The organism is Paenibacillus phyllosphaerae (assembly GCF_014192105.1).
Taxonomy (GTDB): domain Bacteria; phylum Bacillota; class Bacilli; order Paenibacillales; family Paenibacillaceae; genus Paenibacillus_Z; species Paenibacillus_Z phyllosphaerae.
The window spans coordinates 159,793-178,580 of the sequence record NZ_JACHXK010000009.1 but is presented as its reverse complement, the minus strand read 5'-3'; the positions used below and the strand labels follow the sequence as shown (position 1 = coordinate 178,580).

15 protein-coding genes and 1 riboswitch are annotated in these 18,788 nt (G+C 57.7%); all 15 genes read right to left on the bottom strand.

What is annotated here, in order from left to right:
* Positions 1-73: 73 nt before the first annotated feature.
* The 15 genes from purH to FHS18_RS19540 all read right to left on the bottom strand — a co-directional run bounded on the left by purH (position 74) and on the right by FHS18_RS19540 (position 18,704).
* Positions 74-1,621, bottom strand: coding sequence for a bifunctional phosphoribosylaminoimidazolecarboxamide formyltransferase/IMP cyclohydrolase (gene purH / locus FHS18_RS19610; RefSeq protein WP_183601780.1), 1,548 nt, complete (start codon positions 1,619-1,621; stop codon positions 74-76).
* 184 nt (positions 1,622-1,805) lie between these two features.
* Positions 1,806-2,423 carry a phosphoribosylglycinamide formyltransferase gene (purN, locus tag FHS18_RS19605; RefSeq protein ID WP_183601779.1) on the bottom strand — a complete coding sequence of 206 codons (618 nt, stop codon included), beginning with the start codon at positions 2,421-2,423 and terminating at the stop codon, positions 1,806-1,808.
* The gene (gene purM, locus FHS18_RS19600) at positions 2,423-3,466 is read right to left on the bottom strand and encodes a phosphoribosylformylglycinamidine cyclo-ligase (protein WP_183601778.1); all 1,044 of its coding nucleotides are present in this window, start codon (positions 3,464-3,466) and stop codon (positions 2,423-2,425) included. Before purM ends, purN begins: the two co-directional genes overlap by 1 nt.
* 297 nt (positions 3,467-3,763) lie before the next feature.
* Positions 3,764-5,245 (bottom strand): amidophosphoribosyltransferase, encoded by a 1,482-nt coding sequence (gene purF, locus FHS18_RS19595; RefSeq protein ID WP_183601777.1) that lies wholly within the window; start codon positions 5,243-5,245, stop codon positions 3,764-3,766.
* On the bottom strand, positions 5,230-7,470 hold the full coding sequence (purL, locus tag FHS18_RS19590) for a phosphoribosylformylglycinamidine synthase subunit PurL (protein WP_183601776.1): 2,241 nt from the start codon (positions 7,468-7,470) through the stop codon (positions 5,230-5,232). The genes purF and purL overlap by 16 nt, the downstream gene beginning before the upstream one ends.
* On the bottom strand, positions 7,448-8,140 hold the full coding sequence (gene purQ / locus FHS18_RS19585; RefSeq protein WP_183601775.1) for a phosphoribosylformylglycinamidine synthase subunit PurQ: 693 nt from the start codon (positions 8,138-8,140) through the stop codon (positions 7,448-7,450). Before purQ ends, purL begins: the two co-directional genes overlap by 23 nt.
* 4 nt (positions 8,141-8,144) lie before the next feature.
* Entirely contained in the window at positions 8,145-8,387 is a 243-nt protein-coding gene (gene purS / locus FHS18_RS19580) for a phosphoribosylformylglycinamidine synthase subunit PurS (protein ID WP_183601774.1), read from the bottom strand.
* A 354-nt stretch (positions 8,388-8,741) separates the two neighbouring features.
* Positions 8,742-9,632: a phosphoribosylaminoimidazolesuccinocarboxamide synthase gene (locus tag FHS18_RS19575; protein WP_183601773.1), complete on the bottom strand. Its 891-nt coding sequence runs from the start codon at positions 9,630-9,632 to the stop codon at positions 8,742-8,744.
* Positions 9,633-9,772: 140 nt separating this feature from the next.
* The gene (gene purB, locus FHS18_RS19570) at positions 9,773-11,068 is read right to left on the bottom strand and encodes an adenylosuccinate lyase (RefSeq protein WP_183601772.1); all 1,296 of its coding nucleotides are present in this window, start codon (positions 11,066-11,068) and stop codon (positions 9,773-9,775) included.
* A 3-nt stretch (positions 11,069-11,071) separates the two neighbouring features.
* On the bottom strand, positions 11,072-12,235 hold the full coding sequence (purK, locus tag FHS18_RS19565; protein WP_183601771.1) for a 5-(carboxyamino)imidazole ribonucleotide synthase: 1,164 nt from the start codon (positions 12,233-12,235) through the stop codon (positions 11,072-11,074).
* The gene (gene purE, locus FHS18_RS19560; protein WP_183601770.1) at positions 12,232-12,717 is read right to left on the bottom strand and encodes a 5-(carboxyamino)imidazole ribonucleotide mutase; all 486 of its coding nucleotides are present in this window, start codon (positions 12,715-12,717) and stop codon (positions 12,232-12,234) included. The genes purK and purE overlap by 4 nt, the downstream gene beginning before the upstream one ends.
* Before the next feature lie 260 nt (positions 12,718-12,977).
* A riboswitch (purine riboswitch) is annotated at positions 12,978-13,079 on the bottom strand.
* Between the two features lie 571 nt (positions 13,080-13,650).
* Entirely contained in the window at positions 13,651-15,870 is a 2,220-nt protein-coding gene (locus FHS18_RS19555; RefSeq protein ID WP_183601769.1) for a methyl-accepting chemotaxis protein, read from the bottom strand.
* A 222-nt stretch (positions 15,871-16,092) separates the two neighbouring features.
* On the bottom strand, positions 16,093-16,941 hold the full coding sequence (locus tag FHS18_RS19550) for a YitT family protein (protein ID WP_183601768.1): 849 nt from the start codon (positions 16,939-16,941) through the stop codon (positions 16,093-16,095).
* Positions 16,942-16,971: 30 nt separating this feature from the next.
* Entirely contained in the window at positions 16,972-18,207 is a 1,236-nt protein-coding gene (locus FHS18_RS19545) for a cation:proton antiporter (protein ID WP_183601767.1), read from the bottom strand.
* On the bottom strand, positions 18,204-18,704 hold the full coding sequence (locus FHS18_RS19540) for a cation:proton antiporter regulatory subunit (RefSeq protein ID WP_183601766.1): 501 nt from the start codon (positions 18,702-18,704) through the stop codon (positions 18,204-18,206). The genes FHS18_RS19545 and FHS18_RS19540 overlap by 4 nt, the downstream gene beginning before the upstream one ends.
* Positions 18,705-18,788: the final 84 nt, after the last annotated feature.

The window sequence follows — 18,788 nt, the reverse complement described above, 5'->3', positions numbered from 1 at the left end:
CGGCGCATGAGGGGTGGATGCCGCTCATGCGCTTTCTTGCTGCCTTCTTAGATTGTTGTTGTCTGCCCGTTAACTAGTGTTTGAAGTGACGAACGCCCGTGAATACCATCGCGATACCCGCCGCATTCGCCGCGTCGATCGACTCTTGGTCTTTCACCGAGCCGCCTGGCTGAATGATTGCCGTGATGCCGTACTTCGCCGCCAACTCAACGGTGTCGCCCATCGGGAAGAACGCGTCGGATGCAAGCACTGCGCCTTTGGATTTCTCACCGGCTTGCTCAAGCGCGATGCGCGCCGCGCCGACGCGGTTCATTTGGCCAGCGCCAACGCCGACGGTCATGTTGTCTGCCGCAAGCAGAATCGCGTTCGACTTCACGTGTTTCACGACTTTCCATCCGAACAGCAGCTGCTTCAGCTCGTCTTCGGTTGGCTTGCGGTCGGTGACGACCTGCAGATTGTCCTCGGACAGGCTGTGCACGTCGGACTCTTGCACGACCATGCCACCTTCGACGCTTGTTACGATCCAGTCTTGCTTGCGCTCTGCGCCCGATTGGAACTCGCCGAGCTTCAGCAGGCGGATGTTCTTCTTCTTCGTCAGAATCTCGAGCGCTTCCGGCGTGAAGTCAGGCGCGATGATGATCTCGAGGAAGATCTCGCCGAGCAGCTTCGCCGTGTCCGCGTCGATCGTACCGTTAGCCGCTACGATGCCGCCGAAGATGGACGTCGGGTCGGCCGCGTATGCTTTTTGATACGCTTCATGGATGTTCGCGCCGATGCCTACGCCGCAAGGGTTCATGTGCTTAACCGCAACGACTGCCGGCTCGTTGAATTCCTTAACGATCGCAAGCGCCGCGTTCGCGTCGTTGATGTTATTGTAGGAGAGCTCTTTGCCGTGCAGCTGCTCCGCGGTCGTGATGTTGCCGCTCGTCGGGATCGGTTTGCGGTAGAACGCCGCCTTCTGGTGCGGGTTCTCGCCGTAGCGCAGGTCTTGCACTTTCTCGTAAGTGACCGTGTAGCGCTCAGGCAGCGGATCGCCTTGCAGCTTGGACAGGTAGTCCGAGATCAGCGCATCGTACGAGCCGGTGTGACGGAAGACTTTGGCCGCCAGACGTTTGCGCATCTCGAGCGTCGTGTCGCCTTGCGCCTTCACTTCTTCGAGCACGTTCGCGTAGTCAGCCGCATCAACGACGACGGTTACGAACGCATGGTTCTTCGCAGCCGAGCGAAGCATCGTCGGGCCGCCGATATCGATGTTCTCGATCGCGTCTTCGTACGTCACGTCCGGCTTCGCGATCGTCGCGGCGAATGGATACAGGTTGACGACCACGAGGTCGATGTAGTCCAGGCCGAGCTCTTGCATCGCCTTCTGATGCTCTTCGTCATCGCGAACAGCCAAGAGGCCGCTGTGTACTGCCGGGTGAAGCGTCTTAACGCGGCCGTCGAGAATCTCCGGGAAGCCCGTTACGTCGGAGATGCCGATAACCGGTACGCCTTCCTTCTCGAGCAGCGCGGATGTACCGCCCGTCGAAATGATTTGCACGCCCAGTCCTGCCAGCGCACGCGAAAACTCCACAATCCCCGTCTTATCCGACACACTAATCAATGCTCTACGAATTGCCAAAACAATACCCTCCCAAATCGATCCTAGTGTTATCTATCCGGTGCTGCACGACTCTGCAGTCGCAAATGTACGATGATTCGCTGTTATCCGTTGCTCGCCAAGTTCCCGCTCTTCCGATCGTTCCGGCCTCGCAACCGGGCCAAGCAGCTCTCCCACAGCTGCTTGGGCCCGTCCGACCTACAATCTACAACGTCGTCACGGTCACGTGGCGGCCGTCCAGGCTGACGCTGCCTGCCGCGATGCGGCCAACGACCCACGGCAGTACCTCTTGCTCCACCGCATGGATGCGCGTCGCGAGCGTCGACTCCGTCTCGCCGTCGAGCACCTCGACGAGGCGCTGGGCGATGATCGGGCCGCTGTCGAGGCCGCCGTCGACGTAGTGCACCGTTACGCCGGTTACTTTGACCCCGTAATCCAACGCTTGTCTGATAGCGTTAATCCCCGGGAAAGCCGGCAGGAGCGACGGGTGAATGTTGATCATCCGTCCCTCGTACGCGTCGACCATCACGGGCGTTAGAATCCGCATATAGCCGGCCAATACGACCAGCTCAATCTCCCGGCGCTGAAGCTCCGCGAGAATCTCTCGTTCGTACGCTTCACGCGAGTCATACTCTTTGGGCGCGAACACGAACGTATCCACGCCTGCTTTCTTCGCTCGTTCGACGACCGGCGCGTGCGCCTTATCACAAACAAGAAGCTCGAGGCTTGCGCCATCGAGCCGGTCTTGTTGCGCCGCGTCCACGAGTGCCTGGAAGTTCGTTCCGTTGCCGGAGGCAAACACGGCGACACGCAGCTTCGCCATTATACGTCCGCTCCCGTGAACGTAACGATGCGGCTTCCTTCCGTAACAGTACCGATCCGGTAGGCGTCTTCGCCGAGCTCGCGCGCCACGCGTACCGCTTCTTCCGCTTGATCCGCAGGCACGACGACGACCATGCCGACGCCCATGTTGAACGTCGTGAACATGTCGCGGTTCGTGATGTTGCCCTTCTCCTGCATCAGCTTGAAGATCGGAAGAATCGGCCACGAGCCGTATTCGATATTCACGTTCACGCCTTCAGGAAGCACGCGCGGGATGTTTTCGATGAAGCCGCCGCCCGTAATGTGCGCCATGCCTTTAACCTTCACCTTCTGGATCAGCTCAAGACACGATTTCACGTAGATGCGGGTTGGTTCGATCACGACTTCGCCCAACGTCTTGCCGCCAAGCTCGGGCAGCGCTTGCTCGAGCGTGTAGCCGCTTTGCTCCAGAAGCAGACGGCGAACGAGCGAGTAGCCATTGCTGTGAATGCCGCTCGATGCGAGGCCGATGACCGCGTCGCCCGGGGCGATCGTTTTGCCATCGATGATGTTCTTCTTGTCGACGATGCCGACCGTGAATCCGCCGATATCGTACTCGTCTTCCTCGTACATGCCCGGCATCTCCGCCGTCTCGCCGCCGATCAAGGCACAGCCGGACTGCACGCAGCCGTCCGCGATGCCTTTGACGATCGCTTCGATCTTCTCAGGCACGACTTTGCCGCACGCCAGATAGTCGAGGAAGAACAGCGGTTCCGCGCCTTGCACGACGATATCGTTCACGCACATCGCAACCGCGTCGATGCCGATGGTGTCGTGTTTGTCCATGGCAAACGCGATTTTCAGCTTCGTGCCGACACCGTCCGTGCCGGAAACAAGAACCGGCTCATCGTACTTGTCTTTGTTCAGGCTGAACAATCCGCCGAAGCCGCCAAGATCCGTCAGCACTTCCGGGCGGAACGTCTTCTTCACGTGCTTCTTCATCCGTTCGACTGCTTCGTTGCCTGCCGCGATATCGACACCGGCTTGTTTATACGCTTCTGCCACAACATTCACTCCTTAAATTGTTCGCATCATTCATCATTTCGGCCGTTAAAAGGCAGCCTAAGCCGGCCGTCTCGCGCCTGCTTAAGCCCCTTTCCATGTTCCCCTTGTTGCCTTGCTTATCTCTATAAGAGTCATCCATTGATCACGAAGCCAACCAGGGAGTACCCCGGCATCGAATCTTGCGTGCAGGCTTGAAGTCCGGTGCTCATTTAGGTTTGCCTAAACTTAAGCTCCTCCTTCTTCACCTTTACGACAACCTTCTCGGTGCTGAATGGTCGACTTTTTGAACTCTGTAACCTAGCAGCTGCAGCTCTTATCGGAGCTGAAGTCGACCGGCGTCGGGTAATCGTTGTCGAAGCACGCCAGACACATGCCGCGATTCTTCGCGCCGTCATTGCCGCCTACCGCGTCGATCAACCCTTCGTGGCTGAGGAAATACAGCGAGTCCGCGTTGATCGCTTGGCGGATCTCCTCGACCGTCTTGGAGGACGCGATCAGCTCTTTGCGGTCAGGCGTATCGATGCCGTAGTAGCACGGGTTGGCAAAAGGCGGCGACGTAATCCGCACATGCACCTCGAGCGCCCCTGCTTCGCGCAGCATGTTCACGATGCGAAGCGACGTCGTGCCGCGAACGATCGAGTCATCGATCATGACGACGCGCTTGCCTTCGACGACTTTGCGCACCGCCGACAGCTTCATCTTCACGCCCTTCTCGCGAAGCTCCTGCGAAGGCTGGATGAAGGTACGGCCGGTGTATTTATTTTTAATGAGACCCAGCTCGTAAGGAATACCCGTCTGCTCGGCATAGCCGATCGCGGCCGAGATACTGGAATCCGGCACGCCGGTGACGATATCGGCATCGACGAACGCTTCGAGCGCCAACCGCTGACCCATCCGCTTACGGGACGAGTGAAGGTTAATGCCGTTAATATCGCTGTCCGGACGCGCAAAATAGATATATTCCATCGCGCAAGTCGCCCGGCGCTCCAGCGGCGCGAAACGATCGACCGTCATGCCGCTCTCGTCGAACACGAGCAGCTCGCCCGGCTGCACGTCACGCTCGTACTCCGCACCCACAGTCTCAAGGGCGCAAGATTCCGAAGCGAACACGTACCCGTCGCCGAGACGGCCCATGACGAGCGGACGAAGACCGTGCGGATCGGAAGCGACCAGCAGCTTGTCGTTCGTCATGATGAGGAACGCGAAGCCGCCGATGATCCGTTGCAGCGCATCCTTGGCCGCGTTCACGAAATCCTTGCTCGAACGGGCGATCAAGTGGGCAATGACTTCCGTATCGCTGCTCGTCTGGAAGATCGAACCGAGGTTCTCGAGCTCTTCGCGAATCTCAGGCGCATTCACGATGTTGCCGTTCGTCGCTACAGCCAAGTCGCCTTTGCGGTATTTGAAAATGAGCGGCTGCGCGTTCGCCAGCTTGCTCTCGCCCGCCGTGGAGTAACGAACATGGCCGATCGACATATTCCCCGCAAGCGTGTCGAGCACGTCCTGCGTGAATACCTCTTTCACCAAGCCCATGCCGCGGTGGTAGTTGAACTTTCCGTTCGCCTCCGGATCAGCCGTGCAAATCCCCGCGCTCTCTTCGCCCCGGTGCTGCAAAGCATGCAGCCCGTAGTACGAGAGCGAAGCTGCGTGCGGGATGTTCCACACCCCGTACACGCCGCACTCTTCACGCAGTTTATCGAAAATATCATCCCGCCCTATGCCCTCGTTGTAATGAGAGCCTGTCCACAGCTTGTGAGGCTGCTTCACTTCATCAGACATGGAATCGCATCCTTCCAGACCTGCTCCAGTTGCTCGACCGGTGCTGCGATGCCCGGTCTGCCGTTGATGTTGATGGTCAATGCGTCACCGCGTACGACGCCGATCTCGGCATTCGTTACGCCTTGCTCCGTCAGATATGCCGTCAGTGCCGCTGCGTTCTCAGGCTTCGCCGACAGCAAGATACGCGATTGCGATTCGCTGAACAGCGCTGCGTCCGCGCGCAGGCTTGTCGCCACGTTCACGTCCGCACCGAGGCGTCCGCTGATGCAGGACTCGGCCAATGCCGCCGCAAGTCCGCCCTCGGACAGGTCATGCGCCGAAGCGACGAGGCCTTGCGTGATCGCGCCGCGAACGGCGGAAAGAAGCTTTTTCTCCACAGCCAGATCAAGCGCCGGCGGACGGCCTTCGTTCTTGCCGATCAGGACGTGCTGCAGTTCGCTGCCGCCGAATTCGTGCTTCGTCTCGCCCAGGAGGATAATGACGTCGCCTTCGGACTTGAACTTCTGCGTCGTAATATGGTCAATGTCGTGGACCAGGCCTACCATGCCGATAACCGGCGTCGGGTAGATCGCGCCCTTGGCATTCTCGTTGTACAGGGATACGTTACCGCCGATAACCGGCGTCTCCAGCACGCGGCAAGCTTCGGACATGCCGTCAGCCGCTTTCTCCAGCTGCCAGAACACTTCCGGTTTCTCCGGGTTGCCGAAGTTCAGGTTGTCCGTGATCGCCAGCGGCTCAGCGCCGGAGCAGACGATGTTGCGCGCTGCCTCAGCAACCGCGATCGCGCCGCCGACTTCTGGATCGAGGTACACGTAACGGCCGTTACAGTCCGTCGTCATCGCAAGCGCCTTGCGCGTGCCGTCAATCGTAACGACAGCTGCGTCGGAGCCTGGTTGAACTGCCGTGCTCGTGCGAACCATGTAGTCGTACTGGTTGTAAACCCATTCTTTGCTCGCCACGGTTGGCGAAGCCAGAATTTGTTTCAGTGCGCCTGTAAGATCCGTTACTTCTTCGTACGAAGTGTCAAGCGCGCCGTTCTCTCCGAAGTAAGCCGGTTCGGAAGATGGCTTGTCGTATACCGGGCACTCGTCGACGAGAGCGGTAACCGGCATATTGCCGACTTCTTCGCCTTTGTGGAACAGACGCAGACGGCCGTCGTCCGTTACTTTGCCGACCTTCGCGCAGATTACGCCCCAACGGTCGAAAATCTCTCTAGCTTGCGCTTCGTTCTCCGGCGTCACGACGAAGAGCATGCGCTCTTGGGACTCGGACAGCATCATTTCGTAAGGCGTCATGCCTTCTTCGCGCTGCGGTACTTCGTCGAGGTACAGCTCCAGGCCATTGCCGGCTTTGGACGCCATCTCGGCGCTCGAACAAGTCAGACCTGCCGCGCCCATGTCTTGGATACCCAGGACGATCCCGGAGTTGATCAGCTCAAGCGTTGCTTCCATAACCAGCTTCTCCATGAACGGATCGCCGACTTGCACCGCCGTACGCTTCTCTTCGGATTCCTCGGACAGCTCGACGGATGCGAATGTCGCGCCGTGGATCCCGTCGCGGCCTGTTGCAGGACCGACGTAGAAGACCGGGTTGCCTACGCCTTTGGCTACGCCGCGTTGGATCTTGTCATGGTCGATGAGGCCTACGCACATAGCGTTAACGAGCGGATTGCCTTCGTAGCTCTCGTCAAACATAACTTCGCCCGCAACCGTCGGAATGCCGATACAGTTGCCGTAGCCCGCGATGCCGCTGACGACGTTCTCGAACAAGTATTTCACGCGCGCATTCTCGAGGTTGCCGAAACGGAGGCTGTTCAGCAGCGCGACCGGACGGGCACCCATGGAGAAAATGTCGCGGATAATGCCGCCTACGCCTGTTGCCGCGCCTTGGTAAGGCTCGACCGCGGACGGATGGTTATGCGATTCGATCTTGAACACGACCGCTTGGTTGTCGCCGATGTCGACGATGCCCGCGCCTTCGCCCGGACCCATCAAGACTTTCGGGCCGGTGATCGGGAACTTCTTCAGAATCTTCTTGGAGTTCTTGTACGAGCAGTGCTCCGACCACATGACGGAGAATACGCCGATCTCCGTGTAGTTCGGCTTACGACCCATAAATCCGCAGATGAGGTCATATTCGTGGTCGGTTACGCCGAATTGCTGATAAATCTTCTGGTCGGCAATCTGTTCCGCCGTCGGTTCCTTAGCCGTTAACTGCTGCGCCATGTTGTTCCCTCCATGCATTCAAAATCGATGTAAACATCCGTTTGCCGTCTTCCGAGCCGAGAATCTGGCTGATCGCGCGCTCCGGGTGAGGCATCATGCCGACCACGTTGCCGCGTTCGTTGCTGACCCCTGCGATATCGTCGACCGAACCGTTCGGGTTCGCGCCCGCTTTGTAGCGGAATACGATCTGGTTGTTCGCTTGAAGCTTCGCGAGTGTCTCATCGTCACAGTAGTAGTTGCCTTCGCCGTGCGCGATCGGAATGTCGATGATCTCGCCTTCGCTATATTGGTTCGTGAACGCCGTCTTGTTGTTCGCCACTTGAAGCAGCGTGCTATGACAGCGGAATTTAAGATCTTTGTTGCGGAGCAGCGCGCCTGGGAGCAGGCCTGCTTCCGTCAGGATTTGGAAACCGTTGCAGATGCCGAGGATGTACTTGCCTTGCTCGGCTGCTTTCTTCACTTCGTTCATAACCGGGGCAAAACGAGCGATCGCGCCGCAGCGCAGGTAGTCGCCGTACGAGAAGCCGCCTGGTACGAGGATCGCGTCATAAGCGCTCAGATCCGTCGCTGTATGCCATACATAATCAACTTGCTCGCCGATCTCTTCCACCGCTTTATAGCAGTCGATGTCGCAGTTGGAGCCGGGGAATACGAGTACCGCGAATTTCATCGAATTAACCCTCCAGTTCAAAACGGTAGTCTTCGACAACCGTGTTCGCCAGCAGCTTCTCGCACATCGCTTTCAGGCGGGATTCCGCTTCCGCGCGGTCGTTCGTGTCCAGTTCGAGTTCGAGGTATTTGCCGATGCGAACTTTGCCTACTTCGTCGAAGCCCATGGAGTGCAGCGCGCCTTGTACGGCACTGCCTTGCGGGTCAAGAACGTTTTGCTTAATTGTCACGTAAACCGTTGCTTTCATTGGGGGGTCGCCTCCTGATAATTTTCGAGAATGGGAAAATGGAGGGCTATGCAAACGCGGCACTGTTCGCTTCCGTCGCTGTTGTAATTGGGAAACCAGGATCGAATGTGATAGCGGTAGTTTCCCAATTACAAAGGCGATCGCGTTGCTCTCCAGCTGAACAGTCCGCTTATTGCTGCGCCATTTTCCGAATTGAAAAAATTTTCATGCTGCTCTGGGTGTAGAGAATGCTCGCTTGCCGGTCGTTCCCGGCGCGCGGTGATTTATATATGGTGCGGGGCATATTTGCTTGCCCCGCGTGTTGGTTGGTTAGTTGACGCTCGCTTGGGGCGAGCTAAACCTTTAAAAACCTTTTTATAACGACTTGCCCGTCAAGCACTCGTAGATGTTCAAATAACGGCGCGTTGTCTCGTCGACGACTTCGACCGGGAGCGGAGCAGGCTTGCTGTTCTGGTCCCAATCGGAGCCGAGCAAGTACGTGCGGACCGGTTCTTTGTCCATGCTGTCGATCTCGATGTCGTACGCGTAATTCTCCTTCGCCCAGAAACGGGAAGCATCCGGCGTGAAGATTTCGTCGATCAGAATGACTTTGCCATCGATAAGTCCGAATTCGAATTTGCAATCCGCCAGGATGATGCCGCGTTCCTCGCAGTAGCCGCGAGCGAACTCGTACAGTTTGATGCTGCGGTCGCGCAATTCTTCCGCCAGTTCCGCGCCGATGAGCTCCTGCATCCGCTCGAACGGGATGTCCTCGTCATGGCCGACATCGTTCTTCGCCGCAGGCGTGAAGAGCGGCTCCGGGAAGCGCTCGTTCTTGCGCAAGCCAGCCGGCAGCTCGATGCCGTTGATCGCGGACGTCTTCGCGTATTGTCTCCAGCCGTTGCCGGTAATGTAACCGCGCACGACGCACTCGATATCGATCCGCTCCGCTTTCTTCGTCACCATGATCCGGTTACGCAGCAGTTCCGGCTCCGTAATCAGGTCGCCGAGCAGGTCGACGTCCGTATGGACGACGTGGTTCGGCTGAATGTCCGCCGTCTGTTCGAACCAGAACGCCGACAGCCGGTTGAGCACATTGCCCTTCTGGGGAACCGCCGGGTCCAGCACGTAGTCGAACGCGCTGATGCGGTCGGTAACGACAATCAGGTAATGCTCGCCGAGATCGTAAAGCTCGCGCACCTTGCCTTTGTACAGCAGTGGCGCTTTGATATAATCCGCAGCCGTGGACAACGCTTGTACCGTCATGAATATCCGCTCCTTGTTCCTTGCGAGGTATGGCAGACAGCCTCTGCTCTGACACGCTCGGTGACAGGCGCGCCGCCTCCATCCCCCGCAAGGTTTCTCCCTCTATACCAACCGCCGCTCGCCGCGGGCGGTGAATTCGATTAGATCAGTTCAAGCCGTTTGAAGATCGTGTCGACATGCTTCAGATGCCATGCCGGGTTGAAGCAATCGTCGATCTCTTCCGCCGACAGCACCTCGGTGATCGCAGGCGTCGATTCGATAATGTCGCGGAATTGGCGCTGCTCTTCCCACGCTTGCATCGCGCGCGGCTGTACAGTGTCGTACGCTTGCTCGCGGCTGAAGCCTTTGTCGATCAGCTTCGTCATGACGCGGCCCGAGAACGGAACGCCGAACGTGCGCTGCATGTTGCGCTTCATGTTCTCCGGGAACACTTGCAGGTTCTTCAGGATGTTGCCCAGACGGTTCAGCATGTAGTTCAGCAGCATCGTCGCATCCGGCAGGATGACGCGCTCTACGGACGAGTGGCTGATGTCGCGCTCATGCCAGAGCGGAACGTTCTCGTACGCCGAGATCATATGGCCGCGGATCACGCGGGCAAGGCCGGAGATGTTCTCGCAGCCGATCGGGTTGCGTTTGTGCGGCATTGCGGAGGAACCTTTTTGACCTTTCGCGAACGGCTCTTCCACTTCACGGAACTCGCTCTTCTGCAGGGCGCGAATCTCGGTCGCGAACTTGTCGAGCGATGTTGCGATCAAGGCCAGCGTAGCCATATATTCCGCATGGCGGTCACGCTGCAGCGTCTGCGTCGAGATCGGAGCAGGCGTGATGCCGAGCTTCTTACAAGTGAATTCTTCAACGAACGGATCGATGTTCGCGTAGGTACCGACCGCGCCGGAGATTTTGCCGAACTGAACGCCGTTCGCCGCATGGCGGAACCGCTCCAGGTTACGCTTCATCTCTTCATACCACAGCGCCAGCTTCAGGCCGAATGTCGTAGGCTCGGCATGCACGCCGTGCGTCCGTCCCATCATCGCCGTGTCTTTGTACGTTACCGCTTGGCCGCGCAGAATCTCGATGAAGTTCACGATGTCTTTGTCGAGGATTTCGTTCGCTTGGCGAAGCAAGTATCCAGTTGCCGTATCGACAACGTCGGTGGATGTCAGGCCGTAGTGCACCCATTTGCGCTCAGGTCCGACCGTCTCGGATACGGCGCGCGTGAAGGCAATAACGTCATGGCGCGTTTCCAACTCGATTTCGTAGATCCGGTCAATATCGAACGATGCGTTCTTGCGCAGTTCGACAACGTCTTCGCGCGGGATAACGCCAAGTTCTACCCAAGCTTCGCATGCGCATAGTTCCACTTCGAGCCAAGCCTTGAATTTGTTCTCTTCCGTCCAAATCGCTCTCATCTCTGGTCTAGAGTAACGTTCTAACATCGATTAAACCCTCCAAATATTCGTTTCGGCGATCCAGGCCAGTGCGTCGTCTACGTTCGCCGCCAGCACGTTAATATGGCCCATCTTCCGTTTATGTTTGGCTTCATGTTTGCCGTACAAATGCACCTTCGGTGCCACGTCGTACTTCGCTGCCGCCGTATCTGCTGCCGCAACATGCTGCAATAGCGGTTCGATATGCTCGCCTAGCACGTTCACCATCACGACCGGCGTAAGCAGCGTCGTGTCGCCCAGCGGCAAGCCGCATACGGCGCGCACATGCTGCTCGAACTGCGAGGTCCGGCACGCTTCCATCGTGTAGTGGCCGCTGTTATGCGGACGCGGCGCCAGTTCGTTCACGAACAATTCGCCGTCTGCGGTTAAGAACAGCTCCACCGCGATCAGGCCGACGACGCCGAGCCCTTCGGCGATGCGCGCCGCCAGGCGCTCCGCTTCCTGTTGCACGTCTTCACTCGCCCGTGCAGGCACGATCGACAAGTGCAAGATGTTCTCGACGTGAATATTCTCCGCCGCCGGGAATGTTCGGATTTCGCCTTGCGGGCTGCGTGCCGCGATCACGGACAATTCCTTATCGAAACGGATGAATTGCTCGAGCACGAGTTCCGTCTTCGCGCGGCTCAATGTCTCGTAAGCTTCTTCGATCTCCGCTTCGGTCTTGATGACCCATTGGCCCTTGCCGTCATAGCCGCCGGTCGCCGTCTTCAGCACGCATGGCAGTCCGAATCGTCCTACCGCTTCGCGAAGCTCGTCCACGCTGCGGATCTCGCTGTAAGGCGCGACTTTCACGCCGGCCGCTTCGATCGCGCGTTTCTCCCGCAGACGATGCTGCGTCGTGTAGAGCAGCTCGCTGCCTTGCGGCACGTACGATTCATCCATCAGCATCGCCGCCACGCCGGCGTCGACGTTCTCGAATTCATACGTAATTACGTCCGAGCGCCGGGCAAGTTCCCTCGCCGCTTCGCGGTCGTCGTAGGCGGCCACGATCTGGTCGGCCACCTGTCCGCACGGCGCGTCAGGCGTCGGGTCGAGCGCTACGAAGCGGTAGCCCATCGCGCTGCCCGCATTCGCCAGCATCCGCCCGAGCTGACCGCCGCCGAGAATGCCGATGGTCGCTCCGGGCAGAATGACTTTCGCTGACGCTTCGATCATAGCGTATCACTGCTTTCCAGCACTTGCTGCTGCACGCGATCGCGGCGGGCTTGCGTACGAGCTTGCACTTCCGGGTCGAAAGCGCCGAGGATTTGAGCTGCCAGCAGCCCTGCGTTCGTGCCGCCCGCGCTGCCGATCGCCACCGTCGCTACCGGAATGCCGCCTGGCATCTGAACGATCGACAACAGCGAATCCAGGCCGTTCAGCGTCGAGGATTTCACCGGAACGCCAATAACCGGCAGAATCGTCTTCGCAGCGACCATGCCGGGCAGATGTGCAGCGCCGCCAGCTCCCGCAATGATGACTTTGAGACCGCGGGATACGGCCGTTTCTGCGTATTCGAACATCAGGTCAGGCGTTCTGTGCGCCGATACGACCTTCTTCTCGTACGGAATATTCAGTTCATCCAGAACGTCGCAGGCCAATTTCATTGTTTCCCAGTCTGACTTGCTGCCCATGATGACGCCCACTTTCGCTGACATGCATCAAACCCACTTTCTCTATATGAATGGTATTAAAAACAGAAAAATCCCGGCAGCAGCCTCTCTCCATAGGGAGCCGCCGCTTCGGGACTAAGAACGTAAAGGCGAAGAACATAACGCCGTTCCCGAAGCCGCCCGCTGATCAAGGTCGTGATGCGGCAGCTCCCTCTCCCCCATCTTCTGCATGTACAATAGATGTGTTCCACATGATGAAAGAGAATGAATGGCGAAAGTTGACCCGTACTGCTTAGGACAACCTGTTCTTACGTGTTTAGGCTCGTAGTCCGAAAATTTGAGGTTCTCGGGTAGAAACTTCCGGGCCATATTCCCGGACTTATACGAGATTGCTAGGTGAAACGACTAAGCCATCTTCTATGGCGTAAGCGAGTTTCATTCCGGTGAAATATAAGGCTTGAGTATAAGGTGAAACGTATACTTTCTTATATTTCTAGGTGAAACGGCTATTGCGCGTTCGACCGTTTCGTCTCCCCTAGTGTACCGAATGCCCCTTTAAGCTGTCAATCCAAATACGAACATTTATTCAATCCACTTTTACTAAAGTTCGCTTTTGCGTCACAGCGCGGCAGATTTTCGACTTAAATTGTCAGAAAACACGAACATTTTGCCGATGTTCGCCCTGGAATGAACCGTTTTTGGACTGAGATTCATTCTCACGGTATTTTCCCTTCCATCAATTTGACGGAAGAATGGAAGAAGAGCCTCCCGTTACTGCCCCTCTCTTACATCCGGCAAGCACGCCAACGCTTCTTTCGTTAGCTTGCGCGCGCGGCTTCCAATCCATGCAAGAGCTGCCAGAAGACGCATGAGGTTTGGTCGCCAGCTGAACCTCAGCTTCCAGCCGCTTATGTAAAGTTCCTACTCCTTGGGACAAACAAAACCGCCGGACAAACGGATCGCCGGCGGTTCGCTTTCCTATTTTCTGCGGGATTCCGTCAGCTGGAATTGGCCGACGAGCTGCTGCATCGAGGCGGTGATGATCTCTACGTTGTCCGCCGTATCCCGAACATTGTGAATCTCCTTCACCAGCTCCTGCACGTTGCGCTCGACCTCCGTGGAGATGTAGCGGTTCTCCATGCTAACCTGCGCGATCTTCTCCATCAGCTCGACGACCTCGTCGACGATGCGCGTCTTGAGGGAATCGTCGGACTTGGCTGCGCGGAGCGTCTCGGACGCCGCCGCAACGAGCGCCGTCCCTTCCTCGACCACCTTCGTGCCTTCCTTCATCGAGACGGTCGCCTGGTGAGCGCCTATGAAAATTTGCTCGACGATCTGGTTCACCTGATCGGTCGAGGTTCGCGTCAGATCCGCCAGCTTGCGGATCTCCGCGGCGACGACCGCGAAGCCGCGGCCCTGCTCGCCCACGCGCGCCGCTTCAATGGAAGCATTCAATGCGAGCAGATGCGTCTGAGCCGAGATCTCCTCGATGACGGACAGCACCTCGCGGATCTCTTCTGTCGTTGCCATGAACGCCTGCATCGTCGTATTCGTGTCGGATACGCGCAGCGTGATCTGGCTCATTTTATCGGTAATGCGGATCAGCTCGCCCTGGGTCAGCTCAATCTGCTCGGCCGCCTTCGACTCGAGCGTCCGCAGCGTCTGGCGCATCTCGTCGGCGACGTCCTTCGCGACGTCGATATCCTTCAGCTGGCTGCGCAAGGCCTGGATCATATCCTGGATCTGGCCGTTCACCCGCTCCGTCGTCCCCGCGGTCGCATCGGCGGTATCCCCGAGCATCCGCTGACTGCTCGTCACGTCCAATGAAGCTTGTTTGATCCGCAGCATGATGCCTTCGAGCGAATCGTTCATGTTGTTGACCCATTTGGCCAAATCCCGAATCTCATTGTTCAGGAATGAATCCGGCGCAAGACGCTGCATCAGATCGCCCTTGCCCTCCGCATTCATCCGGATGAACGCATGGAGCCGGCGCAGATCGTGAACGATTGGCATGCCGATCTTCCTATCCTGCCGCCGCAGGAACACGCCCATGACAAGCACACTTACAACGCCTGTCGCAATCGACGTCAGCCACGGGCTTAAGTCAAGCTGCTGCAGCAGGAACATCGCCGCAGCTACAAGAATGCCGAGAATCGGAAGCCAGCCGAGGCCGTGCTTCATATAAGACCAACGGAGGCTTCGTACCCGGTACACCTCTTCCAGATCGCCTTCGCACATCATGCCCCAGCCGTCCGGGCAATGCGGAAGCTGGAACGTGATGCCTTTGCCGATGACGGGAATGTGCCGGTAGTCGGAATAACCCGGGAATTCGACGAACAGATTGCTGCCGCCCCGGATCGTATTGGCTACGCCCGGGTGGAGTTCGCCCGTGGCCGGATCCGTGAAGATCAGCTCCAGCTCCGTATGGTCTTGAACCGATACCGTGCCCCAGCTGGTCGTTACGCCATCCTTCAGGTTCTCGCCATGCGTGAAGGTCCGGTCTTCGAACCGGCTACGGGACAACGCCGTCCCCGGCGCAATGTGGCGGTTCAACACTGGCTTCGCCATGAACAAATAATTGTCGCCCGAGTCCGGATACACATGGCCCGATTCCCGCTGAATTAAATCCCCCAGTACATCGTTTGGCACTCTGCCACACAGGTAGCCCTGATGACTTCCCTTGTGCATGAACGGTTTAATGAACAAAAGCGTCATCGCGTCATGAAACGTCGAGGATCGAGGTCCGATTCTGACCGTCATCGGATCGACGAATGGACCGAACAAGCAGCTGCGAATATCCCGTCCCCCGCCTGCGTATTGAAGCCCCGTCGCAAGAATCGAGCGGCTGTCATAGACATCCCCTTGATGACCGGCATGGGTGGAATAGATCACCCGGCCTTCGCGGTCGAGCAAGAACAGCTCGGTAAAATCGGATGCCCGGTCATACACGGTCCGGAACAAGCGCGCATGCGCTGCGGAAGGATCTGCCGTAAGCTCGCCCTCTTGTCCCGTATCCGCCAATTGATCATGCAATCGTTCCAGATGTCGCCAGCTGTCCGTGGCCCACGACTCCAGAATCTGCTTCCGCGTCTCGGCAATGCCTTCGAATATCTCTTCGACGTCCTGCTTCAGTTCCCGATTAAGCCGATAGGACCACCACAGCGGCAATCCGTCTCTCCATCCCAGCCAATCAAACATGAGTGATTCCCCCCTGATTCGCTTATGCCTAGCTGTTCGTTATGTAAGCATTTATAACATTATACATCTTTCGACCTACTCTTCCAGACAAATTTCTACAGAATTCCCGAACATTCAACCGAAATCCGATATAAATGTAAAGATCCATGCCAAAAAGCCGATCAGAAATTCTGACCGGCTATCGGTAAACCTAATTGAATGCGCCTAAATAACTAGCGGCACTTAATTCTTCGGATGCTCATCTCTTGTCACCCGGATGATCGCTTCCGGATCTGCGCGCAGCACCGCTTCACGCAAGGCGTATGCCGCAAGTCTGGCAACCCGCACCTCAATCGTGAACGTCTGACGTTCCGCATCGGTGCTCAGGCCTTGAAGCTCTCCGTGGCTTCCCGCCGCCTGCTTCACGGCTGTTACCACGGTATCCGCTTGTATCGTCGTGATCGTTAGGACGAGCGAGAGGGAAGTCGCTCTATTCCATCTTGCGGCGGCCAGGAAGGCGACAATCACCGCGATAACCGAGTGCAGCCATAGATGCCATTCCAGCAGCAAGGCGCCCGTTGCCATAACCGTCACACTTAATAGCATACGACCCGCATAGCCTGCCATGCCTCGCGACGTACGGGGGACCGCGCTTGCGCCGACATCCAAGAATCCTCCGTAACGCAGCGCTACCCGGAAGCCGAGTCCCAGCACGGCGCCGCCTACGATGGCAGCGGGCAAGAGTTCGTCCGTCAGTCCCTGCACGGCGTGGAGCAAGGACGCGAACACACCGAAGGCCACCAGCCCTTGGGCGGCAAGCATTCGCTGCTCGCTTGGCAGCAGGCGTCCCTGCCGCAATAGAAAAGGAAGATTAAACGCGAACAACAGCAACCCGATTCCCGTGCCGGCATGCGGGGCAGCAAGCATCGATACCCCCGTCATACCCGCCACGATCAATCCGCTCGGCGCCAAGAACAGCTCTACCCCGACCGCGGCAAGCAGCGCGCCGAACACGACTGCCGCCAGCCGGTATCCAGCGGTGGCTGGCAGATTGGAATTGCCCGTATCCATCCGGTGGTTATCGCCTCTCATCGGCCTCCCCTCCTTCAGCCTTATTGGCGATCAGGATTCCGAAGAAGACGACAACTCCTGTTGCTTGGCACGGGGACTGGCCGAGAATTTGAACACCTTATCGAGAAGGCGATAAATGAACTTGTTCTCCTTCGTGAGGAGCGGACCGAGAATAGCAAGAATAAGGACGTACAGCGCGGCAAAAGGCTGAATGATCGCCAGCAGGCCGCCGGCTTTGGCCAAATTGGCCATAATGATCGAGAACTCGCCGCGAGCCATGATGGTCAGGCCGATATTAAGCGAAGCTTTGGGCGACAGACCCGCGCTGCGCCCTGCCCACATGCCTGCCGCAACGTTGCCGATCAGCGTCAGGACGACCGCTCCGAGCGACATCCATACCGCGCCTCCAAGCGCCAGCGGATCGATCGTGAGGCCGAAGCTGAAGAAGAAGATCGCGCCGAAGAAATCCCGGAACGGCAAGATCAAATGTTCGATCCGCTTCATATGCTCGGTCTCGGCGAGCACGAGGCCGACGAGCAGCGCGCCGATCGCTTCGGCAACGTGCAGCGTCTCCGAGAAGCCGGCGACGATGAACAGCCCGGCGAAAATAATGAGCATGAACAGTTCGTTCGAGCGGACGCGCAGCGCTTTATTCAAGAACGGCACAAGCTTGCGGCCTACGACCAGCACCATGAGCATGAAGCCCAGGGCGATGAGCGCCGAGAGCGCTACGCCGCCGATCGTGGACGAGCTGCTGAGGACCAACCCTGAAACGATGGAGATGTAGACCGCCAGGAACACATCCTCGAACATAATGATGCCAAGGATCATCTCCGTCTCGGCATTGCCGGTCCTCCTCAAATCGACCAGCACCTTGGCCACGATCGCGCTGGAGGATATCGTCGTTATGCCTGCGACGATCAAGATCTCGGCCATCGGCAGCCCGAGGAGCCAGCCGAATAAGAGACCTAGCGTAAAGTTGATCAGAATATAGATCGATCCGCCGACGGCGATGGACTTTCCTGATTTGATCAGGCGTCCGACCGAGAATTCGAGCCCCAAATAAAACAGCAGGAACAAGACGCCGATTCGGCCCATAAATTCGATCAGCGGGGCGCTCTCGATAAAGCGGAAGTCGAAATGCCAGATCTTGATCGCATGCGGCCCTACGGCCATCCCGATCAGAATGTAGAACGGGATGACGGAGAAACGCAGCTTCGTCGATATCATGCCCGCCAGGGCGATCAGGCCGATGGCCAGGCCGATCTCAAAGACCATATGATTCATCCGCCGCCACCTCCGCTAAGGAATGTGTCGCGGAAATGCTTCTGTTGGCGCCGCTCGCCGGCGACGACGAGCGTAGTTTCCGGACGAAGCACGACCTCCGGACCGGGATTGATCTGGCTTTCCTGATTCTTGGCAATGACGGCGATGATCGTCGCGCCTGTCTGCTGCCGCACTTGCAAATCGCCGATGCTGCGGCCGATGCAGCCCATGCCCGGTTCGAGCCGGTACCATTCAATGACGAGCTTATGGAGCCCCACTTCAATGGAATCCAGCTGCTTGGGCGTATACGCCATGCCGCCGACGACCGAAGCGATCAGTCTCGCCTCGTCATCATCGAGCGTCACCTGGGAGATGCTCTCGTCGAGATCGTCATAGTTGTAATGATATAGTTCACGTCTGCCATCGTCATGGACGATGATGACTAGTTTGTCGCCTCCTCTTGTGAGGAGCTGAAACTTTTTGCCGATGCCTGGCAGATCACTTTCGCGGAAATTCATAAGGATAACCTCCTGTTCATTTTGCTCTCGCTTGTGTGGAGGTCCTTCCGCATACAGCGCAGGTCAAGGTGAAACGGCTGACGC